Origin of the sequence: Methylobacterium sp. WCS2018Hpa-22, assembly GCF_031843785.1 — a bacterium.
In the GTDB taxonomy this organism is placed as follows: Bacteria; Pseudomonadota; Alphaproteobacteria; order Rhizobiales; family Beijerinckiaceae; genus Methylobacterium.
Map to the genome: position 1 here is coordinate 210496 of NZ_JAVTJA010000007.1, position 25392 is coordinate 235887.

At 67.7% G+C, this 25392-nt stretch carries 25 protein-coding genes; 12 read left to right on the forward strand and 13 right to left on the reverse strand.

Going from position 1 to position 25392, the window contains the following annotated elements:
• Position 1 precedes the first annotated feature (1 nt).
• The 3 genes from sufC to RQI43_RS11690 form a co-directional block, all read right to left on the reverse strand.
• Entirely contained in the window at positions 2-754 is a 753-nt protein-coding gene (sufC, locus tag RQI43_RS11680) for a Fe-S cluster assembly ATPase SufC (protein WP_056423930.1), read from the reverse strand.
• 195 nt (positions 755-949) lie between these two features.
• Positions 950-2419 carry a Fe-S cluster assembly protein SufB gene (gene sufB / locus RQI43_RS11685; protein WP_056423928.1) on the reverse strand — a complete coding sequence of 490 codons (1470 nt, stop codon included), beginning with the start codon at positions 2417-2419 and terminating at the stop codon, positions 950-952.
• A gap of 74 nt (positions 2420-2493) precedes the next feature.
• Positions 2494-3654 (reverse strand): cysteine desulfurase family protein, encoded by a 1161-nt coding sequence (locus RQI43_RS11690; RefSeq protein WP_056423926.1) that lies wholly within the window; start codon positions 3652-3654, stop codon positions 2494-2496.
• A 265-nt stretch (positions 3655-3919) separates the two neighbouring features.
• Here RQI43_RS11690 and RQI43_RS11695 point away from each other — a divergent pair, with 265 nt between their 5' ends.
• Positions 3920-4576 carry an alpha/beta hydrolase gene (locus tag RQI43_RS11695; RefSeq protein WP_056423924.1) on the forward strand — a complete coding sequence of 219 codons (657 nt, stop codon included), beginning with the start codon at positions 3920-3922 and terminating at the stop codon, positions 4574-4576.
• A gap of 133 nt (positions 4577-4709) precedes the next feature.
• On the opposite strand, the gene RQI43_RS11700 is transcribed toward RQI43_RS11695, so the two are convergent.
• The 4 genes from RQI43_RS11700 to RQI43_RS11715 all read right to left on the reverse strand — a co-directional run bounded on the left by RQI43_RS11700 (position 4710) and on the right by RQI43_RS11715 (position 10111).
• Positions 4710-4988: a virulence factor gene (locus tag RQI43_RS11700; RefSeq protein ID WP_056423922.1), complete on the reverse strand. Its 279-nt coding sequence runs from the start codon at positions 4986-4988 to the stop codon at positions 4710-4712.
• Complete coding sequence (locus tag RQI43_RS11705; protein WP_056423920.1) at positions 4988-5200, reverse strand: DUF5397 family protein; 213 nt, start codon at positions 5198-5200, stop codon at positions 4988-4990. The genes RQI43_RS11700 and RQI43_RS11705 overlap by 1 nt, the downstream gene beginning before the upstream one ends.
• A 54-nt stretch (positions 5201-5254) precedes the next feature.
• The gene (locus RQI43_RS11710; RefSeq protein ID WP_311275264.1) at positions 5255-9373 is read right to left on the reverse strand and encodes a Pls/PosA family non-ribosomal peptide synthetase; all 4119 of its coding nucleotides are present in this window, start codon (positions 9371-9373) and stop codon (positions 5255-5257) included.
• Between the two features lie 153 nt (positions 9374-9526).
• The gene (locus RQI43_RS11715) at positions 9527-10111 is read right to left on the reverse strand and encodes a histidine phosphatase family protein (protein ID WP_056423919.1); all 585 of its coding nucleotides are present in this window, start codon (positions 10109-10111) and stop codon (positions 9527-9529) included.
• Between the two features lie 182 nt (positions 10112-10293).
• Here RQI43_RS11715 and RQI43_RS11720 point away from each other — a divergent pair, with 182 nt between their 5' ends.
• A complete protein-coding gene (locus RQI43_RS11720) occupies positions 10294-11283 on the forward strand; it encodes a polyphosphate kinase 2 family protein (RefSeq protein WP_156467676.1) in 990 nt (329 codons plus the stop codon).
• Positions 11284-11307: 24 nt separating this feature from the next.
• Here the strand turns inward: RQI43_RS11720 and RQI43_RS11725 are convergent, their stop codons facing one another.
• Positions 11308-11838 (reverse strand): helix-turn-helix domain-containing protein, encoded by a 531-nt coding sequence (locus tag RQI43_RS11725; protein WP_056423917.1) that lies wholly within the window; start codon positions 11836-11838, stop codon positions 11308-11310.
• Positions 11839-11974: 136 nt separating this feature from the next.
• Here RQI43_RS11725 and RQI43_RS11730 point away from each other — a divergent pair, with 136 nt between their 5' ends.
• Both RQI43_RS11730 and RQI43_RS11735 read left to right on the forward strand, forming a co-directional pair.
• Positions 11975-12673: an MOSC domain-containing protein gene (locus RQI43_RS11730; RefSeq protein WP_311275287.1), complete on the forward strand. Its 699-nt coding sequence runs from the start codon at positions 11975-11977 to the stop codon at positions 12671-12673.
• A 72-nt stretch (positions 12674-12745) separates the two neighbouring features.
• Positions 12746-13900: an AAA family ATPase gene (locus RQI43_RS11735; protein ID WP_311275288.1), complete on the forward strand. Its 1155-nt coding sequence runs from the start codon at positions 12746-12748 to the stop codon at positions 13898-13900.
• A 23-nt stretch (positions 13901-13923) separates the two neighbouring features.
• Here RQI43_RS11735 and RQI43_RS11740 read toward each other — a convergent pair whose 3' ends face one another.
• The 4 genes from RQI43_RS11740 to RQI43_RS11755 all read right to left on the reverse strand — a co-directional run bounded on the left by RQI43_RS11740 (position 13924) and on the right by RQI43_RS11755 (position 17670).
• Positions 13924-14964 carry a hypothetical protein gene (locus tag RQI43_RS11740; RefSeq protein ID WP_311275265.1) on the reverse strand — a complete coding sequence of 347 codons (1041 nt, stop codon included), beginning with the start codon at positions 14962-14964 and terminating at the stop codon, positions 13924-13926.
• Positions 14965-15058: 94 nt separating this feature from the next.
• Complete coding sequence (gene fabI, locus RQI43_RS11745) at positions 15059-15904, reverse strand: enoyl-ACP reductase FabI (RefSeq protein ID WP_056256854.1); 846 nt, start codon at positions 15902-15904, stop codon at positions 15059-15061.
• Positions 15905-16018: 114 nt separating this feature from the next.
• Positions 16019-16960: a DnaJ C-terminal domain-containing protein gene (locus tag RQI43_RS11750; RefSeq protein ID WP_056423910.1), complete on the reverse strand. Its 942-nt coding sequence runs from the start codon at positions 16958-16960 to the stop codon at positions 16019-16021.
• Positions 16961-17142: 182 nt separating this feature from the next.
• The gene (locus RQI43_RS11755) at positions 17143-17670 is read right to left on the reverse strand and encodes an RT0821/Lpp0805 family surface protein (RefSeq protein ID WP_405030601.1); all 528 of its coding nucleotides are present in this window, start codon (positions 17668-17670) and stop codon (positions 17143-17145) included.
• A gap of 90 nt (positions 17671-17760) precedes the next feature.
• On the opposite strand from RQI43_RS11755, the gene pdxH reads away from it, so the two are divergent.
• The 6 genes from pdxH (at position 17761) to RQI43_RS11785 (ending at position 21984) form a co-directional block, all read left to right on the forward strand.
• Complete coding sequence (pdxH, locus tag RQI43_RS11760; protein WP_405030602.1) at positions 17761-18426, forward strand: pyridoxamine 5'-phosphate oxidase; 666 nt, start codon at positions 17761-17763, stop codon at positions 18424-18426.
• Positions 18427-18636: 210 nt separating this feature from the next.
• Complete coding sequence (locus RQI43_RS11765) at positions 18637-19359, forward strand: SDR family NAD(P)-dependent oxidoreductase (protein ID WP_056423904.1); 723 nt, start codon at positions 18637-18639, stop codon at positions 19357-19359.
• Positions 19352-20515 carry a hypothetical protein gene (locus RQI43_RS11770; RefSeq protein WP_311275266.1) on the forward strand — a complete coding sequence of 388 codons (1164 nt, stop codon included), beginning with the start codon at positions 19352-19354 and terminating at the stop codon, positions 20513-20515. The genes RQI43_RS11765 and RQI43_RS11770 overlap by 8 nt, the downstream gene beginning before the upstream one ends.
• A gap of 13 nt (positions 20516-20528) precedes the next feature.
• Complete coding sequence (locus RQI43_RS11775; protein WP_207412056.1) at positions 20529-21014, forward strand: NUDIX hydrolase; 486 nt, start codon at positions 20529-20531, stop codon at positions 21012-21014.
• Positions 21015-21157: 143 nt separating this feature from the next.
• Positions 21158-21562, forward strand: a complete 405-nt coding sequence (locus RQI43_RS11780; protein ID WP_311275289.1) for a TIGR02301 family protein — start codon at positions 21158-21160, stop codon at positions 21560-21562.
• Positions 21563-21729: 167 nt separating this feature from the next.
• The gene (locus RQI43_RS11785) at positions 21730-21984 is read left to right on the forward strand and encodes a hypothetical protein (RefSeq protein ID WP_311275268.1); all 255 of its coding nucleotides are present in this window, start codon (positions 21730-21732) and stop codon (positions 21982-21984) included.
• Positions 21985-22105: 121 nt separating this feature from the next.
• Here RQI43_RS11785 and RQI43_RS11790 read toward each other — a convergent pair whose 3' ends face one another.
• Positions 22106-23440: a dihydroorotase gene (locus RQI43_RS11790; protein WP_311275269.1), complete on the reverse strand. Its 1335-nt coding sequence runs from the start codon at positions 23438-23440 to the stop codon at positions 22106-22108.
• 151 nt (positions 23441-23591) lie between these two features.
• Between RQI43_RS11790 and RQI43_RS11795 the strand changes: the two genes are divergently transcribed.
• Both RQI43_RS11795 and RQI43_RS11800 read left to right on the forward strand, forming a co-directional pair.
• Positions 23592-24443, forward strand: coding sequence for a folate-binding protein YgfZ (locus RQI43_RS11795; protein WP_311275270.1), 852 nt, complete (start codon positions 23592-23594; stop codon positions 24441-24443).
• Positions 24444-24760: 317 nt separating this feature from the next.
• Positions 24761-25381: a DNA-3-methyladenine glycosylase I gene (locus tag RQI43_RS11800; RefSeq protein ID WP_311275271.1), complete on the forward strand. Its 621-nt coding sequence runs from the start codon at positions 24761-24763 to the stop codon at positions 25379-25381.
• The last annotated feature ends 11 nt before the right edge of the window (positions 25382-25392 follow it).

Consider the following 25392-nt stretch of genomic DNA (forward strand, 5'->3'; position numbering starts at 1 on the left):
ATCAGGCGGCCTCGCCCGTGCGGTACTCGGCGTAGCCGGAAGCCTCGAGCGCCTTGGCGAGGTCCTTGTCGCCCGACTTCACGATCTGGCCCTGCGACATCACGTGGACCACGTCCGGCACGATGTAGTCGAGCAGGCGCTGGTAGTGGGTGATGACGAGGAACGAGCGGCCCTGCGCGCGCAGCGCGTTCACGCCGCCGGAGACGATGCGAAGGGCGTCGATGTCAAGGCCGGAATCGGTCTCGTCGAGCACGCAGAATTTCGGCTCCAGTAGAGCCATCTGCAGGATCTCCATGCGCTTCTTCTCGCCGCCGGAGAAGCCGACGTTGAGGGCGCGCTTGAGCATCTCCTTGTTGATCTCAAGCTTCTCCGCCGCGCCGTTCACCTTGCGGATGAAGTCGGGGGTGGAGAGTTCGCCCTCGCCGCGCGCCCGGCGCTGGGCGTTGAGCGTCGCCTTGAGGAAGGTCATGGTGCCGACGCCCGGGATTTCCAGCGGGTACTGGAAGGCCAGGAACACACCGGAAGCGGCGCGCTCGTCGGGGCTCATCTCGAGGATGTTCACGCCGTCGAGCAGGATCTCGCCGTCGAGGACCTCATAATCCTCCTTGCCGGCGATGACGTAGGACAGCGTCGACTTGCCGGAGCCGTTGGGGCCCATGATGGCGGCGACTTCGCCGTCCTTCACGGTGAGGTTGAGACCGTTGAGGATCTGCTTGTCCTCGATGGCGACGGTCAGGTTCTTGATTTCGATCATTGCAGCAAAGTCCGTTCTAAAACTTGAAACGCGGAGCGACCCTTTCCCATCCGAGGAGAGGGGCGTGCCTACGGAGCGGGCGGATCGGTACGAAGTCCCGCAAGAGGGGGCGACCCCTCCGGGTCGCGCGCACCCCTCATCCGGCCCGCTTCGCGGGCCACCTTCTCCCGCAGAGGGGAGAAGGGAAAAACCGCCCTACCCCACCGAGCCTTCGAGGCTGATCGAGATCAGCTTCTGGGCCTCCACGGCGAACTCCATCGGCAGCTGCTGCAGCACGTCGCGGACGAAGCCGTTGACGATGAGGGCGGTCGCCTCCTCGTTGGAGAGGCCGCGCTGCTGGCAATAGAACATCTGGTCTTCCGAGATCTTCGAGGTGGTGGCCTCGTGCTCGAACTGCGCGGAAGAATTCTTCGACTCGATATACGGCACGGTGTGCGCGCCGCACTGGTCGCCGATGAGCAGCGAATCGCAGTTGGTGAAGTTGCGCGCGCCCGTCGCCTTCCGGTGCGCCGAGACGAGGCCGCGGTAGGTGTTCTGCGAACGCCCGGCGGAAATCCCCTTCGAGATGATCCGGCTCGTCGTGTTCTTGCCGAGATGGATCATCTTAGTGCCGGAATCGACCTGCTGCATGCCGTTCGACACCGCGATCGAGTAGAACTCGCCGCGGGAATTGTCGCCGCGCAGGATGCAGGATGGGTACTTCCAGGTGATGGCCGAGCCGGTCTCGACCTGGGTCCACGAGATCTTCGAGTTGGCGCCCCGGCAGTCGCCACGCTTGGTGACGAAGTTGTAGATGCCGCCCTTGCCCTCGTTGTCGCCCGGATACCAGTTCTGGACCGTCGAGTACTTGATCTCGGCGTCATCGAGAGCGACGAGTTCGACCACAGCGGCATGGAGCTGGTTGTCATCGCGCTTCGGGGCGGTGCAGCCCTCGAGATACGAGACGTATGAGCCCTTGTCGGCGATGATCAGCGTGCGCTCGAACTGCCCCGTGTCGCGCTCGTTGATGCGGAAATAGGTCGACAGCTCCATCGGGCAGCGCACGCCCGGCGGGATGTAGACGAACGAGCCGTCGGAGAAGACCGCGGAGTTCAGAGTCGCGAAGAAGTTGTCGGTCACGGGCACGACCGAGCCGAGATACTTCCGCACCAGGTCCGGGTATTCGCGGATGGCTTCCGAGATCGGCATGAAGATCACGCCGGCCTTCGACAATTCGGCCTTGAAGGTGGTGGCCACCGAGACCGAGTCGAACACCGCGTCGACGGCGACCCGGCGCTCGGGGGCGATGCCCTCCAGCACCTCGACCTCGCGCAGGGGAATGCCGAGCTTCTCGTAGGTCTTCAGGATTTCGGGGTCGATCTCGTCGAGAGACATCGCCGCCGGGCGCTTGGGCGCCGCGTAGTAGTAGATGTCTTTATAATCGACCTTGTCATAGGAGACCCGCGCCCAGTCGGGCTCCTGCATGGTCTGCCAGCGCTTGTAGGCGTCGAGGCGCCAGGCCAGCATCCATTCGGGCTCGTCCTTCTTGGCCGAGATGAAGCGGATCACGTCCTCGGAGATGCCCTTGGCGGACTTCTCCATCTCGATCGTGGTCTCGAACCCGTACTTGTACTGGTCGAGGTCGATCGAGCGGACCCGGTCGATGGTTTCCTGCACTGCAGGCATTGCACGTCTCCTGACCTACACCGGCGTCAAGGGCCGGGGTTTTCGCGAGAGGATGGCTTGGGATGGGCGGCGCTTCAGGCCGCCTGCCCTCGCCGTTGATATAGGGTCCCCACCAGCCGTTCGAAGGCCGTGAGGAAGCGTGAGCGGTCGCTTTCCGCGCTGTTCCAGCCGAAACTGACGCGGAGCGCCCCCGCAGCCAGCGCGGGGCTCACGCCCATGGCGGCCAGGACCGTCGAGCGGGCGACCTTGCCCGACGAGCAAGCCGACCCGGACGAGAGGGCGATTCCGGCGAGATCCAGCGCCATCAGCGCCGTTGCCGCATTGAGTCCCGGCACGGCGAAGCACAGGGTATTGGGGAGCCTTGGCGCACCGCTCCCGAAGACGACGGCATCCGGGGCGATGCGACGAAGGGCGGCTTCCGTCCCGTTTCGGAGGTCGGCATCGATGCCGGCCAGATGCACCCGAGCGATCCGCGCCGCTTCGCCGAGGCCGACGAGACCCGGCAGGTTCTCGGTTCCGCAGCGCTGCCGCGATTCCTGGCCGCCGCCCCGGATGAAAGCCCGATCCAGCGCGACGCCTTCGGCGAGCACGATCGCGCCGGTGCCCTTCGGCGCGGCGAATTTATGTCCGGACAGGGTGAGGGCATCGAGGCCGAGCCTCGCAAAATCGAGAGGGATCTTCCCCACCGCCTGCACTGCGTCGCTATGGACGAGGGCACGGCCATGCGCTTTGGCCAGGGCGACGATCTCGGCGAGGGGCTGGACCACGCCGGTCTCGTTGTTGGCCGCATGGACGGAGACCAGCACCGATTCGTCGCGCGCTCGCTCCAGGGCCTGCTTCAGTGCGGCCAAGTCGATCAGGCCGGAGGGGTGAACCGGTACGATCTCCACCGATCCGGGCGCGAAGCGGTGTCCCGCCCCGACGCAGGCATGCTCGGTGGCGCTCATCAGGAGACGTGTCGGCGCCGCGGCTCCGGTCCTGATCAGAGCGCCCGACAGGACTGCATTCGCCGCCTCGGTGCCGCCGCTGGTGAAGATGACGCGGCTCTGGCCAGCGCCGATCAGGGCGGCGACCTGGTCGCGCGCGGCCTCCAACGCAGCCTTGGCGGCACGGCCCTCGTGATGGATCGACGAGGGGTTGCCGGGCAGTTCCAGCGCGCGCGCGACCGCTACCGCCACCTCCGGACGAACCGGAGATGTCGCGTTGTGATCGAGATAGGCGCGCGAAATAGTCATGCGTTGGTCAAGGCCCGAACCCACATTTCCTTGCTTTTGCCCCCCGTCATCATGCTAAGGCCCCGGCACCACACGTCTTCGCCAAGCGCCGAGCCTCGAGGGGCGACCGATCCCAAGTCTCTGGAAACGAGTCAGTTTAGAATTATTCTAATCACCTAGAATTATTCTAAGAGCGTTTTTAAGAGTGCGGCGCTCCGAGTCAAGGCGCGTTGGCCGACAGGATGGGTTGCTTTCAGCGAGCGGCGCCAGGAGTTTTGGAAAGACCATGCCCGAAGTCATCTTCACCGGACCCGCCGGCCGTCTCGAGGGGCGCTACCAGGCACCCAAGAAGAAGGGCGCGCCGATCGCGATCGTGCTGCATCCGCATCCCCAGTTTGGGGGGACGATGAACAATCAGATCGTGTACAATCTTTTCTATACCTTCGCCAATCGCGGCTTCGCGGCGCTCCGCTTCAATTTCCGCGGCGTCGGCCGCAGCCAGGGCAACTTCGACCATGGCACGGGTGAATTGTCCGATGCGGCCTCGGCGCTCGACTGGGTGCAGTCGGTCAATCCCGAGGCGCGGGCCTGCTGGATCGCCGGCGTCTCGTTCGGCTCGTGGATCGGCATGCAGCTTCTCATGCGCCGCCCCGAAATCGAGGGCTTCATCTCAATCGCGGCCATGGCCAACCGCTACGACTTCACCTTCCTGGCCCCCTGCCCGTCCTCCGGCCTGTTCGTGCACGGCTCCGAGGACCGCGTGGCTCCGGCCCGCGAGGTGATGCCGGTCATCGAGAAGGTGAAGGTGCAGAAGGGCGTCATCATCGAGCATCAGGTGGTCGAGGGCGCCAACCACTTCTTCGACGGCAAGGTCGACGAGCTGACCCAGACGGTCGACACCTATCTCGACAAGAGGCTCGGCCCGAAAGAGCAGGTAGGGTGAGACAAACGGACGGGATCGATCCGTCGCCAGCGATTCTTCTTTAAAAAAGCCGGCGTGGCGCCAAGCTCCGCCGGCTTTTTTCGATCGGAGGAACGTCATGCCCGGCAATCGGCCGAGACATGCCGGGCTTCGCCTAACCCTTGATCAAGGCGGTGAAATTCGACCATTGCTCGACACGGAAGGCCCTGATGTCGCGCACGGATAGGGGAAACCAGCTCAGCCCCTTCAGGGCCGTGATGGCCGAGAACAGCTTAGCCAGATCCTCGTCCTTGCTGGTGTAGAGACTTCCTTGCACCCAGTCGAAACCATGCCCGGAAAGCGTGGTGCGGATGTCAGTATAGGCTTGCGACACGCCTTTGGGATGATGGATCTGAGCCTCTGCGACCACGAGATCGAACGCAATGGCGAACATCAGCGCTCTCTGGGATCGTCCAAGACGTCAGCGAGTCGATAATTGATCTCCTCGCTGGTCTCCAGCACGCGCACGCGCACGATCCGATCGCCATCCGCAGGCGTATCGCCCACACTGACGATCTCGTAGACGGGACCGACCTGGCCGAACCGCCGCCACGTCCCGACGAGGCCCTGCAGGTTTGGAAGTGAAACAGGTGCCATATTGTTCATGGCGTCATCCTACAGGTTTTTGCGGACCGTCCAACGGGAAGAGCAGGCCCCGAGTCAGGCCCCCGCCGTCTTTGCGTGAATCACCGGCACTGCCGGCGCGCCTTCCCATTCCGAATGGCTCGGGATCGATTCGCCCTTCATGACGATGGTGAGCGGGCGCAGGCGGGCGTAATCGCCGACCTTGGTGTCGTAGAGGACCGTCGAGAAGGCCCCTACCGATACGCCCTTGCCCACCACCACGCGGCCGACCTTCATGATCCGGTCCTCGTAGAGATGCGTCTGCAGGGCCGAGGTCCGGTTGATCACCGAATAGTCGCCGATGGTGACGCAGTCGAACTCGGTGATGTCGGTGGTGAGCATGCAGACGCCAGAGCCGATCTTCGCGCCGAACAGGCGCAGCATCCAGGGCAGGAACGGCGTGCCGACCAGGTGCTCCAGCAGAACCTTGCCGGCCAAGCCCCAGTACAGCACGGCCACCGCCTCGGTGCGCATGGCCCACCATGACCACATCGGCTGCATGCCGGGCTGGTAGGCCCCCATGAGCAGCCATTTCACCCCGATCACCGTGAAGGACTGGATGAAGGCGATGGCGACGCTGACGGCGACGAAGCTGACGGCGAGGCCGGTCCAGTCCTGAGCCAGGATGGCGGGGTAGAAGTAGAAGTCGATGGCCGAGATCGCGAGGGTGATGAACAGCATCGGCGAGAACGAGGTGGAGAAGGCCTCGAAGATGCCGCGCCGGAGCTTCGGCCCGATGCCGGGCTCGTAGGTCTGCGCGTTGGAGCCGAGATCGACCTTCTGGCGCGAGGGGAGTTTGATGGGCGGCGAGCCGAACCAGGTATCCCCCGGCGCCATCAGGTCGTTGGCGGGCGGCTTCGACTTGATGCCCACCAGCATGTCGTCGGGGATCACGGCGCCCGGTGGCACTACCGCGTCGTTGCCGACGAAGACGCGGGCCCCGGTGCTCACGGGATGCATGTGCATCCAGCCCCGGCGGATCTCCTCCTCGCCGAACACGACCTCGTCGGCGATGAAGTTGCGCGCGCCGACATCCGCCAGATCGTAGCGTCCGGCGAGGTTGGTGGAGATCTCCGCCCCCTGCCCCATCCGCGCGCCCATCAGCCGGTACCAGGCCCGCATGTAGACGGTGGCGAAGAGTGAGGAGAGTGTCTCCAGCGTCACCTCGGCGGCGAGCGCCACGGCCCATTTGCGCAGGTAGAATCCGCTATGCACCGAGTAGGTGCCGGACGAGACCCGCGGCAGCACCAGCCAGCGGATGCCGGCGATGAGGAGCACCGTGCCCGCCGTCATCAGCATGGCGGTGGGCCAGGTCAGCAGCGGCAGATACCAGTGGTAGTCGATATCGGTGATGTCGCTGAGTGAATCGCTGAGCTGGTCGAAGATGTAGAACGCGGGGAAGATCGGCAGCAGACCCACGGCCGGGATGGCGGCGAGCAGGAAGGCGTAGACGGCGAGGAAGCCGGCGCGCCGGCGGGGCGAGGCCCGGGCGGCCTCGGGCAGGACGGAAGGGTCGGCCATGCCGACCTTGCGGCCGGGTGAGCCGTCCCATTGCTCGGCGCGTTCCACCACCGTGCCGGTGGGGATCGTGGTGAGATCGGCGATCTCGGCAAAATCGCCGATCGTCGTGTCCGGGCCGATGACGCAGGACGTGCCGATGGCCACATCGGCGCCGATGCTGACGGTGCCGATGATGAGTTCGTCGCCCACCACTTCGGCATTGGCGATGACGAGGCGGCCGCCGAGGGAGGCCCCTTCTCCGACGCTGAGCAGGTCGGGCGCGCCGACCTCGATATCGGAGATGAGGGCATCGGCACCGATCTTCGCGCCGAGGAGTCGCAGGTAGATGGCGATGGCGGGCGAACCCTGGAGCCATTTCACGTGGACGAGCGGGGTCAGCCGCTGCGTCAGCCACCAGCGGTAATAATAGACGCCCCAGAGCGGGTAGCGGCCGGGCTTGGTCCGCCCGAGGATCAGCCATTTGGCGCTGATCGCGATGCAGGCGGTGACGGCGTTGATGCCGATATAAACCAGCAGCAGCACAGCGATCTCGCCGAAGAAGCCGAGCGAGCCGCCTGTGAGCAGCAGGTAGGTGACAAAGATTCCGAGCCATTGCGACGTGGCGAGCGCGATGACGAATGGCAGGGCGATGGCCTGCGCGGTCCCGCAGAGGATGCGGCGCAGGAGCGGCGGCGCCACGAATCCGAGGTCGCGTACGGCCATCTGGGTGCCGACGCCGCCGGTGCGCTCGATCAGCGCCTCCGACATGGCCCGGAGGGTGCGCCGGGTATAGACGTCCTGCAGGGTGATGGCCGCGAGGGCGGGCGCCTCGCGCACGGCGCCGACGAACCGGGCCGCGAGTAGCGAGTGGCCGCCGAGATCGGCGAAGAAATCGGCCTCGAACGGGATCGGCTGGTTGCCGAAAACCTGCTTGGCGGCGGCCAGCATCGCCGCTTCGGTCTCGTTGTCGGGCAGCTCCTGCTCGCCCGACAGGTCGGCGACGGTGAGTGTGGCGATGCGCAAAGCCTTGCGATCGACCTTGCCCGAGGTCAGGCGCGGCAGCACCTCCACCACCTCGAAATGCCCCGGCACCATGTAGGGCGGCATCTGTTCGGCGAGGGTGTGGCGCAGGGCGGCCTTGTCGAATTCCGTTCCCCGCTCGGGGATCAGGAAGGCGACGAGGCGGTCGACGCCATCGTCCTGGCGTAGGACCACCGCCGCCTGGTTGATGCCTGCCTGCGCCTGGATGCGGGATTCGATCTCGCCGAGCTCCACCCGGAATCCGCGGATCTTGACCTGGTCGTCGATGCGGCCGTGGAAGACGATCCGCCCCTGCGCATCGAGGGAGACCGCGTCGCCCGACCGGTAGAGCACCGGGTCGGTCCCGTCGGAGGGGAACGGGTTGGCGACGAATTTCTCCGCCGTCAGCTCGGGCCGCTGGAGATAGCCGGCCGCCACGCCGGGGCCGCCGATGAGAAGTTCGCCCTGCTGGCCGGGGCCGAGCAGGTCCAGGCTCTCGCTGGCCACATAGACGGAATAATTCGGGATCGGCCCGCCGATGGTGACGGGCTCGCCCGGCCGCATCTCGGCGGCGGTGGCGACCACAGTGGCCTCGGTCGGACCGTAGGTGTTGAACAGCTTCCGCGATCCCGTGGCCCAGCGGGCGACCAGGGGCTCCGGCAAGGCCTCGCCGCCCAGCAGCACGAGGCGGACGCTCGGCAGCGTCTGTGACAGCATGGCGAGCAGCGTCGGCACCGTGTCGAGCACGGTGACGCGGTTCCGTGTCAGGATGTCGGGCAGCGCCTCGACATCGCCCATCATCGCCGGGCTGGCGACGAACAGCGTCGCGCCGACCAGATAGGGAACCCAGATCTCCTCCATGGAGAGATCGAACGCCACCGAGGCGCCCTGGAACACCACGTCGTCGGGCCGCATCCCGTAGAGCGCGTTCCCCGAGCGCAGGAAGTGACAGATGTTGGCGTGGCTGATGACGATGCCTTTCGGCACCCCGGTCGAGCCGGACGTGTAGATCAGGTAGGCGGGATGCGCGGGGGTCAGGCCGGCACCGCGCGGGTCGGGACGGGGCGCATCCGACGGCACTTCGGCGAGAAGCGCCTCCGGGGTCAGGGCCGGCTTGGCCGCCGGCGCCTGGGGCGCGAGGGCGGGCGAGACCAGGAGCAGCTTCGCCTCCGCATCGTCTAGGCAGACGGCGACGCGATCGGCCGGTGCCTCGGCGTCGAAGGGCAGCCAGGCCGCTCCCGACATCGTGATCCCGATCTGGCTGATCAGCAGGTCGGGTCCCCGCGCCATCCAGAGTCCGACGACGTCGCCGGGGCCGATTCCGCGATGCGCGAGGCCACGGGCGATGGCGCCCGCGCGAGCCTCGACCTCGGCATAGGAAAAGGCGGGATGACGGCCGGCCGCGTCCCGGCTCGCGCCGTCGATGATGGCGGGATGGTCCGGGCGCAGGCGGGCGCTGTCGGAAAAGATCTCTCCCAGAACCTCGTCCCGGATGAGGTCCGGGCGGCTCTCCCCGCGTAGTACGGCCTTACGCTCCGGCGCTCCGCCGCCGCTATGCGACCCGGTCTCGCCCCATTCGGCCTTGTCCACAAACGACTCCGCCCGAGGCCGGGTCGTCTCGGCGAGACTGCTCATCCGATGCTCCGCTGCCGGCCCCGCCGCTGCGAGGCCGTCCTTTTGACCGGGTTAGGCGCCCGGATCGTGCCGAAAACGCGGCGCCCCGATGTGGTCGCGCCCTCTAGCACGTTTGCCGAGCCGCCTAGAACTGGTCTTCACGGAGAAAGCACGTCAGGCCCAGTGCCAGCGGGCCCGGCCCAGGACGAGGACGCTGCCCTGGCGGATCGCCATCCGGGGTGCTTCGCGGATGCTGGCATAGCCCAGGATCACCAGAATCGCGCGGGCGACGCCGCCATGAGCGACGATGACCGCCGGCCGCTGCAACTCGGCGATCGCCGGTCTCACCCGTTCCACCAGCATGGCATAGCTTTCGCCATGCTCGCCGGGCGGGCGGTAGCCCCAACGGTCGCGGTCCCGCGCCAGGGCGCTGCCGCTGTCACGCCGACGGATCTCGGCCCAGGTCGAGCCTTCCCAGGTGCCGAAGTTGATTTCCTTCAGCCGAGCATCGACGGCGTAGTCCTGCGGTCCGAGGTCGAGGCGGGCCCGGAGGACTTCCATCGTCTGCCGTGTGCGCTGGAGCGGGCTCGCGACGAACCGGGCCTCGCTGAGGCTGTCGCCCGCTACGGCTTTCAGGCGCTCGGCCACGCTTTCCGCCTGGCCCAGGCCCGTGGCATTGAGGGGCACGTCGCGCTGGCCCTGGAGTCGGCCGGCCGCGTTCCAGTCGGTCTGGCCGTGCCGGATGAAATACACCGTCATGCGCGCCGGCCGGCCATGGCGGCGTGCCGCGCTGTCCCGGAACGGCCAAGGCCGCGGATCGTTGTCGCGCTCAAGGTTGCTCCACGCGTTACGGGCATCGGCGGGTCGCCTTCCCGGAGAGGCGGCTCGCCCATGCGGTGCCCGCTGCATCGATTGAATATCGTATAAGGTGAGTTGTGATCATGTCGAAGAAGCGCGGCAAGCGGCATTCGGGCCAATCGGACGACATGGGTCGACATAAACCCAAGCCGCCGGCCCGCCGGCCCGAATCGGACAAGCCGCCCTCCTCCGCCGCCTGGGCTCGTTCGGCGATGCGGTATCCCGACCGCGCGAGCCCGATCGACACGGCCTCCATCGCCTCCTGCGCCGCCGCGGGCATCGTCACGGTTCAGCCGGGCGAAGCATTGGATCTGGCCGCGATCGACGCCGATGCCGATGGCGGGCTCGACAAGGAGGCGTCCAAACAGGCGCTTCTCGTCGAGCATAACCGCATCCAGGCACTGCAGGAGCGGCTCTATGCCGAACATCGGCGCAGCCTCCTCGTGGTGCTTCAGGCCATCGATACCGGCGGCAAGGACGGCACCATCCGCTCGGTCTTCGAGGGGGTGAACCCGCAAGGGTGCCGGGTGTGGTCGTTCAAGGTTCCGAGCGCAGAGGAGCGCGATCACGACTTCCTCTGGCGCTACCACGCCAAGGTGCCGGGGCGCGGCATGATCGGCGTGTTCAACCGCAGCCATTACGAAGACGTGCTCGTGGTGCGGGTGAAATCCCTGGAGGCGGAGGACGTATGGCGGCCGCGCTACGACCTCATCAACGATTTCGAGCGGATGCTGACCCTGTCGGGCGTCACCGTGCTGAAGTTCTTCCTGCACATCTCGAAGGACGAGCAGAAGGAGCGCCTGGAGGCGCGGATCGCCGACCCCGAGAAGCATTGGAAATTCGATGCGGCCGACCTCGTCGAGCGCCAATCCTGGGACGCCTATCAGAGCGCCTTCACGGATGCCCTGAGCCGTTGCTCCACCCCGCACGCGCCCTGGCACGTGGTGCCGGCCAACCGCAAATGGTACCGCAACCTCCTCGTCGCCCGCACCATCGCCAACACCCTGGAGGCGATGGACCCGCGCTATCCGGACGCTCAGCCGGGCATCGCTGAGCTGACGGTGCCGGATTGAGGGGGACGATGCCGCTGCGTCGCCTCAGCCGGTGATGATCACCAGCACCGATGCCGGTGCGCTGCCGAGGCGGCGGAGGCGGTGCGGCAGGCCGCCATCGTAGGTGGCGCAGTCGCCGATACCGAGGACGACGCTGCGGTCCGCCACGACAAGTTCGACCTCCCCTGCCAGGACATAAGCGATCTCCTGGCCGCCATGGGTAGGACGATCCTCGGTGAGGAACGTCTCGCCCGGTTCGACCATGTACAGAGCGGCGGCCCGTCCCGCCTCGGCCGGCAGCAGAGCGTGAACCGCATAACCGGCGTCACGGGTCGTGATCCTGGCCCAGGCGCGCGCGACGATCACGTCGTCTGCGGCGGCCTTCTCCCCGAACAGTTCGGACATGCTCGCCCCGAGTCCCATCGCGATGGCCTCCAACGTGGCCGGGGATGGAGCCTTCTGACCGCGCTCGATGCGCGACAGGTGGCCCTTGTGGACCCCGACGCGGGCGGCGAGGGCATCGAGGGTGAGATGGCTGCGGCGTCGAAGCGCCCGGATGCGTTGTGCGACCGACATGCCCCCACATGACCGGCTTTCACCGGGTCGGCAATGCGATGCGCCGTTGACAAATCGAAGACCGCGGGACAACGAGGGCCTCATGAGACAACAAGTTGTCTCATGGTTTGTCGTAGGTGATTTCGGTGGGGTGACCATGCGTGTGATGATCGAGGCCGTGCTGGTGGGGCGGGTCGCGCCTCTGGCTTCGACCGGGAAGCCCAGTGGCATCGATAAGTCGGCCTCGGCCGGCCCTGTGCGGATCGGGTTCGAGGGGCTGGACGGCGACGAGCAGGCGGATCGTCGTAACCATGGCGGGCCGGAGAAGGCTGTCCATCACTATCCCCTCGATCATGCTCCGGCCTGGCGAGCCGACCTTCCCGGAGCGCCAGCCGTGCTCGAGCGGCCGGGTGCTTTCGGCGAAAATCTCTCGACCCACGGGCTCACCGAGGCCGACATCTGCATCGGTGACCTTTGGCGCGCCGGTACCGCCCTGCTCCAGGTGAGCCAGGCCCGTCAGCCGTGCTGGAAGCTGAACGCCCGGTTTGGCGTGACCGACATGGCCGTGCGCGTGCAGAAGACCGGGCGGACCGGCTGGTATTACCGCATCATCGAGACTGGCATGGTCGGGGCCGGAGACGATCTCGCGCTGGTGGAACGGGCGCACCCGGACTGGCCGCTGTCGCGGCTGCTGCGGGTCTTCTATGTCGACCGGCTCGATCGGGCGGCGCTGGCTGAGATCGCCGCCCTGCCATCCCTGTCGACGTCCTGGCGAACCCTTGCCGCACGACGCCTCGACAAGGGCCAGGTGGAAGATTGGAAACCCCGGCTGCAGGGAGATGCAAGCACCGCCTGACCCTCCCGAGCGCTTGCTCGCGATGGCCGCATGCGCTTCGACTGGCCCCGCATCTTCGGCGAAGGCGGCCCCATGCTCACCGTCCGTAACATCTCCTCCACCGGGTATCGGTCCCTCAGGCGTATTGGCTTCCCGGTGGAAGCTCTCTCCGTGTTCATCGGTGGCAACGGTGTCGGCAAGACCAACCTCTACCGGGCGCTCGAACGCCTGCAGGCCGCCGCCGCCGGCACGCTGGTGCGTGATCTCGCGGCGGAAGGCGGGATGGACTCGGTCGTCTGGGCCGGACCACGCAGCGGCAAGGGGCCGGTGCGGGTGGGATGGTCCGTCGAGCTCGGCGACGAGGCTGCGTCCGTCGCCTACGGATACGAGATCGAGGTCGGTCTGGTGCCCCAGTCGGAGGACGGCCCCAGGGGAGCCGCCTTCCGGCTCGAACCGCAGATCAAGCGGGAGCGGCTCACCGTCCTGTCGGGCCGGCGGCCGTCGGTCATGCTCGAGCGTGACGGGCCTTCCGGCTTCGTGCGCGGCGATGACGGCCGTAAGCGCTCGCTCGGCTCGAGTCTCCTCGCCACCGAAACCGCGCTCGCGGCACTTCAGGACGCGGTGGCGTTTCCCGAACTGCATCTCGTTCGGCATGCGCTACTGGATTGGCGCTTCCACCACGATTTCCGCACCGACGCGGCCTCGGCCCTGCGCCGGCCCTGCCTCGCCGTCACCACGCCGACCCTGTCGTCGGATGGATCCGACCTCGCCGCCGTCTTCGCCACCCTCCGGCACATCCGCGAGGACACTGTCGATCTTGACGGGGCGGTGGCCGATGCCTTCCCCGGCGCGCGCCTCGTCATCCCGTCGCCCGGCCGCGAGGCGAGCTTCGGGATGGTCTTTCCCGACTACCCCAAGCGCGTGTTCGAGGCCGCCGAACTGTCGGACGGAACGCTTCGCTACCTCGCCCTCGCCGGAGCCCTCCTCGCCTACCGGCTCCCGCCCTTCATCGCCCTGAACGAGCCGGAGACGAGCCTCCACCCGGACCTGATCGAGCCCCTGGCACGGATGATCGTGACCGCGTCGCGTCGTACACAGGTCTGGCTGGTGACCCATTCGGAGCGGCTGGCCGACGCTATCGAGGAGCAGGGCGGCGTGTCGCCCCGCCGGGTGGTCAAGCGGGAGGGGGCGACCTGGATCGAAGGGCTCAAGCTGTCGGGAGAGTTCGCGGAAGCCGACGACGCGTGACGGGGGCTCTCAAGCGCAGCTGGTCATGCCCTATCGCCGTGGTCGGGCCGCCAGCGCCGGAGAGATCCCGGCAGCGTCCGTATCATCGCCCCGCCGATCCTGTCGGCATGGCGCTGGTAGAGGATACCGAGGCCGATCAGGCCGAGACCGATGAGCGACAACGCGAAGGGGAAGAGCAGCGAGTCCTTGAACACCCGGCTCGCCAGATCGCCGAGATAGAGCGCCACGCCGATGGCGCCGAACACCGCGTAGATCCGCCGCGAGAGGAAAATGGCGAGGCCGATGAGTGCGACGTTCATCAGGGCGTAGAGTGCCTTCGCCACCTCGCTGTCGGAGAATTGCCACGTCACCGCGCCCCAAAAGGTGAGGATGCCTGCAACATGGAGCCAGAACGCGTAATCCGTTCGCTTCTGGCACAGGTCCACCGCCCAGGCGAAGGCGATGAGGCCGAGGCCGAACCAGAGCGAGATCGTCCGGCGGGTTTCCCAGTCGAGATCCGGCCCCGTGGCCCAGAGGCCGATATCCATGGACAGGAACCATAGGGCCACCGCCGCGATCACCGTGATGAAACCGAAGCGCGTGGCGCGCAGGGCGATGGCCGAGGTCAGAAGCGTCGCCGCTTCCATGGGCACCCAGCCGCCCTTGATCCAGGCGAAGACGTCGCGATAGGCGCCCGGCCGGCCCTGCTCGCCCCAGCCCCAGCTCTCCTGCAGGCCGTAGACGGCGAGCGGCGTCATGGCGACGGCGCAGGCGATGAGAAGACCGCCGGGGACTGGCAGGTCGTGCGCGATGCGAAGGTGCCGCCCGGCGGCGACGAAGGCGGCGGCGTAGATCAGGGCGGTGGCGGTGAGGGCCGGTCCGCCCATCAGCCCGAAGGCGAGGGTCGAGAACAGGCCCATCGCCCCGATGACAACCAGGGCGCCGGCATACCAGAGCACATGGGTAAGATCGAAGGCCGCGCCGCGGCCCTGCTGCGCGGCGTAGAAGGCGGCGAGGGCGCGTGCCTGGTCGGAGGTGATGATCCCGGCGGAGGCCGCGTCATCGAAGTCAGGGCGAGTCTTCACGATGACGGGGCCTCGGCGGAAAGCGGCCCCGGACCGGGTCGGTGTTCCGCCCTAATCGCCCGGGGCGGACGGCGCGAAGCGCTCGCGGCCCACCTCACTCCTTGCTGTCGAGCCTCAGGTCCGGGGCTTCCGGGTTCTTCATGCCGACCACGTGGTAGCCGGCATCCACATGGAGGATCTCGCCCGTCATGCCGCGCGACATGTCGGAGATGAGATAGGACGCGGTCTCGCCGACCTCCTCGATGGTCACCGTGCGCCGCAGGGGCGCGTTGTACTCGTTCCACTTGAGGATGTAGCGGAAGTCGCCGATGCCGGAGGCGGCGAGCGTCTTGATCGGCCCCGCCGAAATGGCGTTGACGCGGATCTTCGAGGGGCCGAGATCGGCCGCGAGATAGCGCACGGAGGCTTCCAGCGCCGCCTTGGCGACGCCCATGACGTTGTAATGCGGCATCCACTTCTCGGCGCCGTAATAGGTCAGGGTCAGGAGCGAGCCGCCATTGGGCATCAGCTTCTCGGCCCGCTGGGCCACCGCGGTGAACGAGTAGCAGGAGATCATCAGCGACTTGGTGAAGTTCGCCTCCGAGGTCTCGACATAGCGGCCGGTCAGCTCATCCTTGTCGGAGAAGGCGATGCAATGGACGACGAAGTCGATCCCCTGCGGGAAGACACGGCCGGCTTCAGCGAAGACAGCATCGATGGAGGCGCCGTCGGTGACGTCGCAATGCCCCACCACATGGGCATCGAGCTCGCGCGCCAGCGGCTCGACCCGCTTTTTCAGGGCATCTCCCTGGTAGCTGAAGGCGAGCTTGGCGCCATGCGCATGGGCGCTCTTGGCGATGCCCCAGGCGATGGACCGGTTGTTGGCGACACCGAGCACCAGACCGCATTTCCCGGCGAGCAGGCCGCCGACGTGATCGTGTACCGGGTTCGTATCCGCCATGGGTCACCTGAGCGAGAGGCCGTCGCGCGCCGGAGCGGACCCGTCCGGACCTGGGGGGAAGCGCTCGCGCCGAGGCATCCTTAGCGGAGGTGCGCCGGTGACGGAAGTCCGGGCCTACGCCTGTCCAGTGCCGGTGCGGGCCGCTCGACGCGCATTGGCATAGGCGATGAGGTTCTCGTCCTCGCTCGCGGGCAGCGAGATCGCCGTGGTGGCGAACAGATCGCCGCGGGTGCCATCCTTCTTCGGCAGGCCCTTGCCCTTCAGGCGGAAGGTCCGGCCCGAACTCGTCATGGCCGGAACACGCATCTCGACCGCGCCGGTGAGGGTGGGCACGCGGATCGGGCCGCCGAGGATCGCATCCTCGAGGGCGAGGTCGACGGAGGTGCGCAGATCCGCCCCCTCCACGGTGAAGCGCGGATGCGGCAGGATGCGGATGGTCAGGAGGGCGTCGCCCGGCGAGGAGCGTGGCCCGCCCGGGTTGCCGAGGCCACGCAGGCGGATGGTCTGCCCGTCCACGACGCCTTTGGGGATCACCACGTCCACGTCGCGTGAGCCCAGCGAGATGCGCAGCTTCTCCTCGCTCGCCACCTGTTCGAGGGTCACGGAGAGTTCGGCGGCGAGATCTTCGCCTTTCATCGGTCCCCTCGCGCCCGGACCGCCACCGGCACCGCCCCGGAACGTGTCGCCGAACAGGTGCGAGAAGATATCCTCGCCGATCCCGCCGCCACCGGCCCGGCTGCGCGCGGCGCTCTCGAAGTCGAAGCCCGCGGAGCGGGCGCCGCCCGGGCCACCACCGAAGCCGCCGAACCCATCGAAGCCGGATGGCGCACGAGGCCTGCCGTCGGAGTCGATCTCGCCACGATCGAACTGGGCGCGCTTGGTCGCGTCGCCGAGGATCTCGTAGGCGCTGTTAGCCTCCGAGAAACGGTCCTTGGCCTTGGCATCGTTCTTGTTGGTGTCGGGGTGGTAGGCCTTGGCGAGCTTGCGATAGGCCTTCTTGATGTCGGCCTCGCTGGCGCCCTTGGCCACACCCAGCACGTCGTAGGGATTGCGCATCGTCTGTTATCGGTCTCGGTGCCGCACGGGGCCGGGCTCATGCCCGCTCCCTGTCGAAATCTTCCGCTATGTGGAATGGCTGTTGCTTCTTTGCAACGGTCGTTCGACAGGATTCGACGGTTCGATCCAGGCGTCAACCCATGGGTCCGCCGGACGATCCCTGGCGGCGGACGATCTTGCCCCTACCCTTTCGCTTTCGCCATGCGGACGCGGGTCAATTCCCACTCTCCCCCTGAAGGCTTGCACCCGGTGCCGCGAACGAAGCGGCTGCGGACAGGGGCGATGACCGAGGCGAGGAAGTCGCGGCAGATCAGCTCGTTGGCCACATAGGGAAGTCCCGTCGGGCTGATCGATCCGCGCAGGGACGAATCCGGGTTGTCCCATTTGACCGGACGGCCGTTGCCCTGTGGATCGAGGGCCACCGCCAGAGCCGCATGGGCCCGGCGCCAATCCTCGTCGCTCATCTCGTTGCCGAAGCTCTTCGGGCGCTTGTCGATGCTTCCCGTGACCAGGGGCTCCGGGACAGTCACTTCCGGTTCCGCCTTGCTCTCACTTTGGAAAGTGAGGATCGGAATGCCGCAGCCGGCGAGCGACAAGGCCACCGCCACGCCCCCCGACATCAGCATGGCGGTGCATCGGACGCGGGCGAAGCAGGGTGCGGCGCCGTCACGGGTGACGGCGGGTAGGGCTTTACTCTCGCTCCGACGCATTACACCTGTTCTCACGACGTGACTTGAACGACGACAAATCGTGTCCCACGTCGGTGCCCCCGACCCGGATCTCACTCACAGGATTACGCCTTGGATCGGTTAAGGATCGATGAGCCGGCCCCGTCCGGCATTGTCTCACCCCCCTCGTCCCCCCTCGGGGCCGGTGGAGACTTCACGCTGTCCACAGACCCCTGGGCATTGTTCGCCACTTGGATGGGCGAGGCCGAACGCGCGGAGCCCGAGGATCCCAACGCCATGGCCCTCGCCACGGCCGGCTCCGACGGGCTGCCGGACGTACGGATGGTGCTGCTGAAGGGCGTCGATGAGCGCGGCTTCGTCTTCTATACCAATGTCGACTCGGCCAAGGGCGAGGAGCTGGCGCAGAACCCGCAGGCCGCCCTGGTCCTGCATTGGAAGAGTCTGCGCCGCCAAGTGCGCGCGCGGGGCCCGGTGAGCCACGTGTCGCTCGAAGAGGCGGATGCCTATTTCGCGAGCCGCCGCCGCGAGAGCCGACTTGGCGCCCATGCCAGCCGCCAGTCACGCCCCCTCACGGACCGTGCTACTCTGGAAGCGGAGGTTGCCGCCCTGTCGGCCCGCTACGAGGACCAGCCGGTCCCGCGCCCGGAGAACTGGACCGGGTTCCGCATCGCCCCGGTCTCGATCGAGTTCTGGCAGGACGGCCCCTACCGCCTCCATGACCGCGTCCGCTTCACCAGGGACGGCAGCGGCTGGAATGGGGCGAGGCTCTATCCCTGAGGGCTGGAGTTCCGCCGCCAGACAGGTTCCCTCGCGGCAAGAGTTTCCTGGAGCGATTCCAGTCTTGCTGCGACGCGGGATCGACCCTGGATTTCCCGGCCGCCGCGGCTTAGACCTTGGCATGGCACGGCGGGATGATCTCGGCTGTCCACCGCCTCCGAATCCTGAGGAACGGCTTTGGCCATATCGAGCAATGAACGCCGCCGCGTCATGCTGCTGACGGGCGCAAGCCGCGGAATCGGCCACGCCACGGTCAAGCGCTTTTCCGCGGCCGGATGGCGGGTGATCACCTGTTCGCGTCACGCCTTCCCGGAGAATTGTCCGTGGGAGATGGGGCCGGAGGATCACCTCCAGGTCGATCTCTCCGACCCGGAGGATACGATGCGCGGCGTCGCCGAAGTGGCCGGACGCTTGGCGGATGAGGGCGGCCTGCTCCATGCCCTGGTCAACAATGCCGGCATCTCGCCCAAGGGTGCCAATGGCGAGCGCCTCGGCGCCATCGCCACGGAATTCGGCGACTGGCGCAAGGTCTTCCAGGTCAACGTCTTCGCCCCTCTGCTCCTGGCGCGCGGCCTCTGCCAGGAACTCACCCGCGCCAAGGGTTCCATCGTCAACGTCACCTCGATCGCGGGCTCGCGCGTCCATCCGTTCGCCGGTGCGGCCTACGGCACGTCGAAGGCGGCGCTCGCCGGCCTGACCCGCGAGATGGCCAGCGATTTCGGGCCCCTCGGTGTGCGGGTGAACGCGATCTCGCCCGGCGAGATCGACACGGCGATCCTTTCGCCCGGCACCGACAAGATCGTGGCCGGCATCCCGCAGCGGCGCCTCGGCACGCCCGACGAGGTGGCCAAGGCGATCTACTTCCTCTGCACGGAGGCCTCGTCCTACGTGAACGGCGCCGAGTTGCACATCAACGGCGGCCAGCATGTCTGAACGAGGTGCGCGCTCGGCGCTCCTCGCGGTTTCCCTTCTCGTCGCTTCGTCCCTGAGCCCGCAGCCGGTCCGAGCCGACCCGGTGGTGACGATCCTCGACCTGCCGTTCAGGGCGCGTGCCATGCGCGGCCCCGGCAGCGAGGTGTCCCTTGCGGTGGCGACCTCCGGCCTCCTTCCGCTCGCCCGTCCCAAGGGATTGAAGGGCGAGGTGGTGGAGGATGTGCCGCTGGCCGTCCTGTGGGGCGACGAGGGCGGTGCGGCGCTGACCCTCGCCGACGGCAAGGTCGCCACAACCCTGCTCGGTGTCGAGGCCATCGACGGCCTCATCGCTTCCGAGACGCCGCGCGGCGCCATTCCCGGCACCCGGCGCGCGACCCTCGGTGCGGTCAGTGCCTACCTGTCCGATTCCGTCCGTCCCAATGCCAGCGAGCCCGAACGCGCGGCCACGCTCACCATCCGCGAGCGCCAGCCGGTGGGAATGAGCGCCGACCCGAAGCCCGTGCCCATCGTGACCACCGCCGTCGCCGCCGGGGCCGGGGCGGCCTTCGCCCTGCGCCGACCGATTGCCGCCCTCGTCGATGGTCGGCTGGTCGTCGTCGCGGTGACGGCGCAAAGCGGCGGATCGGCTTTGGCCGTCGTGGGCAAGACGACAACCGACGCGAACAAGCCCCCGGCGGAAGCCGACAAGGCCTGGACCGTCCTTGCCCGAAGTCCCGTCCAGGAGCCGGGAGCGGGCGGGCAGGCGCTGACCCTCGCGGCGATCGGCGACGTCTCGAAAGCCGGACAGCCCCGTATCGTCGCCGTGGCGGCTCCGGACGGGGCCGGCATCCTCCAGCTTTGGGCCTATGAGGGTGGAGCCCTTCGCCTGATCGGAGAGGCACCAGGCTACACCACCCTGTCCCCAGGGGAGGGCGGGGCCGATCTGTCGGCCCTTGTCGATGCCGATGGGGATGGCGTCCCGGAACTCGCTGTGCCGGTGGCGGATCGGAGCGCCCTGGCGATCCTGTCATTGAAGGACGGCATCCGCGAGGTGAAGCGCGTTCCCCTGCCCGGCCTTGCCGCCTTTGGCGTTGCCGCCATCGGCCAAGGCACCCGCACGCGCCTGCTCGTCGGCCTCGCCGACGGCCGGGTCGCGCTCATCTCTCCGCAACCGTGAATCGGCGAGCCTCATGAGCGATACAGCGAGCGAGGACGGCTCAGAGGGGCGACTTTTCCCGACACGTCCCTTTGTCGGCGCGTCCATCGCCGTCATCCGCGACGGACGGGTCTTGCTGGCCGCCAGGGCCAACGAGCCCCTTCGCGGAGTCTGGACGCTTCCCGGCGGGCTGGTGGAGCCCGGTGAGACCTTGGCGCAGGCCGCCCTGCGCGAACTGAGCGAAGAGGTCGGCGTCTCGGCCGTGGTCGTTCGCTCCCTGACCCCGACGGAAATCATCCTGAAGGGCGAGGACGGGCGCGTGCGCCATCATTACGTCGTCCATCCCCATGCCGCCCTCTGGGCAAGCGGCGAGCCGGCTCCCGGTCCCGAAGCTCTCGGCGTGCGCTGGGCTCTTCCCGAGGAGCTCGCGGATCTCGCCACCACGCCGGGATTGCGGGACACGGTGGACGAGGCCTTTGCGCAGGTCGCAGGCTTCGGCGGCCAAGCGGAATCACGATGAGGCCGACGCGCGCCTCGTCTTGGCCGGGAAACGGTGTAAGCCTGACGGACGAGGTTCGGGGCGACGGAGGACGGGGCGTGGCTGTGTCGTGGGTGAGGCGATGCCTGTCGCCTGTGCTGCTGTTCGCCGCCCTCGCGGTGGGCATGCCCGATCTCGCTTCGGCTCAGCAGCGCGCCAACCCAGGGCGACCCGCGCAGAAGGCCCCCGAGAAGGACAAGGAGCCCCCTGCCCCCGCCGAGCCGCCGCCCGCTCCCTACGACCGGGACCTGATGCGGCTCTCCGAGATCATCGGCTCCCTCTCCTTCCTGCGCAGCCTCTGCGCGGCACCGGACGCCGCCGAATGGCCGACACGGATGAAGGCGTTAATGGAGGCCGAGGGAGTGACGCCCGGCCGGCGGGACCGCCTCGCCGGGGCGTATAACCGAGGGTATCGCGGTTACTCCCTCACCTACCGGGCCTGCACGCCTTCGGCGACCGAGGCTGCGTCCCGCTATGTCGCTGAAGGGGAACGGCTTTCGCACGCCCTGGCCAGCCGTTTCGGGGGATGACGCGGAGATGTTGCGCTTGGGATACAGGGCGCAAGGCTGAAGGAAATTCGTCGTATTCGAGCGCCGGCGTTAACCGCTTCGCAATTCTTGGCTTCCCGACGCGCGAAGCTCAGCCTATGTTTCGGTCATCCGCCGAGCCATTCTTCGGCGCAACCGATGTTATCGCCATGCAGATCGACACCGCCCCCGCGCCCTTCGAGGCCGATCTCGACGACAAGCGCGTAGCCCTCGGCTACGTCTCGGAAGCGTTCGCGGAAGGCTGTCTCGACGGTATCGACGGTGATTGCATGGCGCAGGCGGCCCTCTTCGCCGCGTTCCAGGAATTGGTCATGACCTATGGCGAGGATGCCACGGCGCGCTATGCCGAGGGTTTTCCCGAGCGCATCCGCGGCGGCGCCTTCACCACCGCTCCGCAGCATTGAGACACGCTACGGGGCCGCACCTGGCCCATTGACGATGAGCCTATGATCAAAAACGAGCCGCTCGGGCATGTCCGGGCGGCTCGATGCGTTTATGGGCCGGGTCGGCCTTGGAGCGTGGGCCTCACCTCGTCGGCAGGGCCTCGTCGAACACCACTGCTTCGCCGCTCGAAGGCCCGACGAGCTCGCCCTGCCACATCACCCGCTTTCCCCGCACGATCGTGCCCACCGGCCAGCCGGTGACGGTGACGCCGTCATAAGGGGTCCAGCCGCATTTGGACGCGATCCATGGGTTGCGGATGGTCTCGCGGCGCTTGAGGTTCACCACCGTCACGTCGGCATCGTAGCCCGCCGAGAGCCGGCCCTTGCGGCTGATGCCGAACAGGCGCTTCGGACCGGCGCTGGTCATGTCGACGAAGCGGGCGAGGGACAGCCGTCCGTTGGCGACATGGTCGAGCATGATCGGGACCAGCGTCTGGACGCCGGTCATGCCGGAAGGAGAATCCGGATAGGGCTTGGCCTTCTCCTCCAGCAGGTGCGGCGCGTGGTCCGAGCCGAGGATGTCGGCGACGCCCTGCGTCAGCCCGTGCCAGATCCCGTCGCGATGCGCCGCGTCGCGCACCGGCGGGTTCATCTGCACCAGGGTGCCGAGGCGGGCATAGGCCTCGGTCCCGTCGAGGGTGAGGTGGTGCGGCGTCACCTCGACGCTGGCCACGTCCTTATGGTCGGCGAGAAACACCATCTCCTCCGCCGTGGAGATGTGCAGGATGTGGATGCGGGCACCCGTCTCCTGCGCGATCCGCACGAGGCGCTGCGTCGCCTTCAGCGCGGCCTCGGGCGAGCGCCAGACCGGGTGCGAGGACGGATCGCCCGGCACCCGCAGGCCCTTGCGCTCGCGCAGCATAGGTTCGTCCTCGGCATGGAAGGCGGCCCGGCGCCGGGTGCGCTTCAGGATCTCCGTCACGCCGGCATCGTCCTCGACCAGGAGCGCGCCGGTGGAGGAGCCGACGAAGACCTTGATCCCCGCCGCGCCCGGCAGGCGCTCGAGGGTGGCGACCTCATGGGCGTTCTCGTGGGTGCCGCCGACCCAGAAGGCGAAGTCGCAATGCATGCGGTGGTGCCCGCGCGCCACCTTGTCGGCGAGGGTCTCGGCGCTGGTGGTCAGCGGGCTGGTATTGGGCATCTCGAACACGGCGGTCACGCCGCCCATCACCGCCGCGCGAGAGCCCGATTCGAGATCTTCCTTGTGGTCGAGGCCCGGCTCGCGGAAATGGACCTGGGTGTCGATGACACCCGGCAGCAGGTGCAGGCCGGTGCAATCCTGGCGCTCGCCCTCGGCCCGGGACAGGTCGCCGATGGCGGCAACGCGCCCATTCCTGATGCCGAGATCGGCAGCGTGCTCGCCGTCGTGATTGACGATCGTGCCGCCGGTGAGGAGGAGATCGAAGGGCTGGTCCATCGGGGTCGCTCCTGAACGGCGTTGAGACGCGGGTGGCGGCGGCTTATGTCAGCCTCGTGCGGCGCGCAACGTCGTACCTCGCGGATGGGCTCGCGGCGCAGCTTCACGTTGGCGCGCCGAGGACTTCGTGGGAGAATGTCGAGGAGTTGTCATGCCGATTGCCCTGCTGCCGGACCGCGCCGTCATCGCCATCGCGGGCGAGGATGCTATGAGCTTCCTCCAGGGCGTGGTGACCTGCAATATCGAGACCCTCGAACCGGGTGAGGCGCGGCTCGGCGGGCTGCTGACCCCGCAGGGCAAGATCCTGTTCGATTTCCTGATCTGGCGCTCCGGCGACGGCTTCCGCCTGGATTGCCCGGCCGATCAGGCCCCGGCCCTGGCCAAGCGCCTCACGCTTTACCGCCTGCGCGCCAAGGCGACGATCGCCGTCGATCCGACCCTGGGGCTCGCCGCCGCCTGGGATGGAGCGGAGACAACCTCCGAGACCGAGCGCCTGCGCGACGGACGCCTCGCGGCGTTGGGCGAGCGCCTCGTCTTTGCCGAGGGTGCGTTCTCGGCCGATGCCACCGAGGCGGATTACCACGCCCACCGCATCGCCCTCGGCATTCCCGAGGGCGGACGCGACTTCACCTATGGCGATGCCTTCCCGCACGAGGCGCTGATGGACCAACTCGGCGGTGTCGATTTCAGGAAGGGTTGCTATGTCGGCCAGGAAGTCGTGTCGCGCATGCAGCATCGCGGCACGGCCCGCACCCGCATCGTTCCGGTGATCTCCCGCGACGGGGAGGCCGTGACCTCCGGCGCGGAGGTGACTGCGGGAGCGCGGGGGCTCGGCACGATCGGGAGCGTGTCGGGAGCGCGCGGCCTCGCCATGCTCCGTCTCGACCGCCTCGCCGATGCGGTCGCCGCCGGTGAGCCGGTGCGCGCCGGTGCGGCGATCCTCGGCGTCGAAAAACCTTCATTCGCCACCTTCGCCTTCCCGAAGGTGACGCCGGCCGGGTGATCGGTGGCGACAATGACACCCGGTGAGCGCACCTCTCCCCGCTTGCGGGGAGAGGACCGAAGGCACCCCGTCGTGCCTTCGGTGAGTGGAGGCGAAGCCGGAGCGACGGTGAGGGGGCGATTTCGGAAGAGGCTCCTTGGACCGAGCCTACTCACCTTCGGCTGCCGCCTCGCCGCGCCGACGACGGGGTCGTCGCGGCCCTCTCCCCGCGTGCGGGGAGAGGGAATGCTCACTCGATCGCTCCTGACGACGACCTGGCCTCCCGGCGTTCTCAGCCCATCTGGTGTTCTTGATCCGTTCCGATTACGCTCAATCCCATGTCAGACGATTCCACAGGCCTGATCCATCATCCCGACGGCTGCCCGCGCTGCTGGTGGGCCGGGCTCGACCCGGTCTACGTCGCGTATCACGACACCGAATGGGGCGTGCCCGAGCGTGACGGCCTGGCCTTGTACGAGAAACTGATCCTCGACGGGTTCCAGGCCGGCCTGTCCTGGATCACCATCCTGCGGCGGCGCGAGGGGTTCCGCCGGGCCTTCGCCGGGTTCGAGCCGGAGGCTATCGCACGGTTCACACAAGCCGATATCGAGCGGCTGATGCAGGATACCGGGATCATCCGGAACCGCGCCAAGATCGTCGGGACCATCGCGGGCGCCCGCGCCTTTCTCGCCATCGAGGAGCGCGGCCCCGGCTTCTCGCGCTTCCTGTGGGACTTCGTCGAGGGCAGGCCGATCCAGGGCCGGGCGACGGACCGGGCCGGCATCGCCACCGAGACAGAGGTCTCGCGTACCATCTCCCGCGCCCTTAAGACGGAAGGGTTCAGCTTCTGCGGCCCCACCATCGTGCATGCCTTCATGCAGGCGGTGGGCATGGTGAACGACCATCTGATGGGCTGCCATCGACAGGCTCCCTGCGCCGCCATGGGGGTGGATCGGTGAGCACCGCCCCC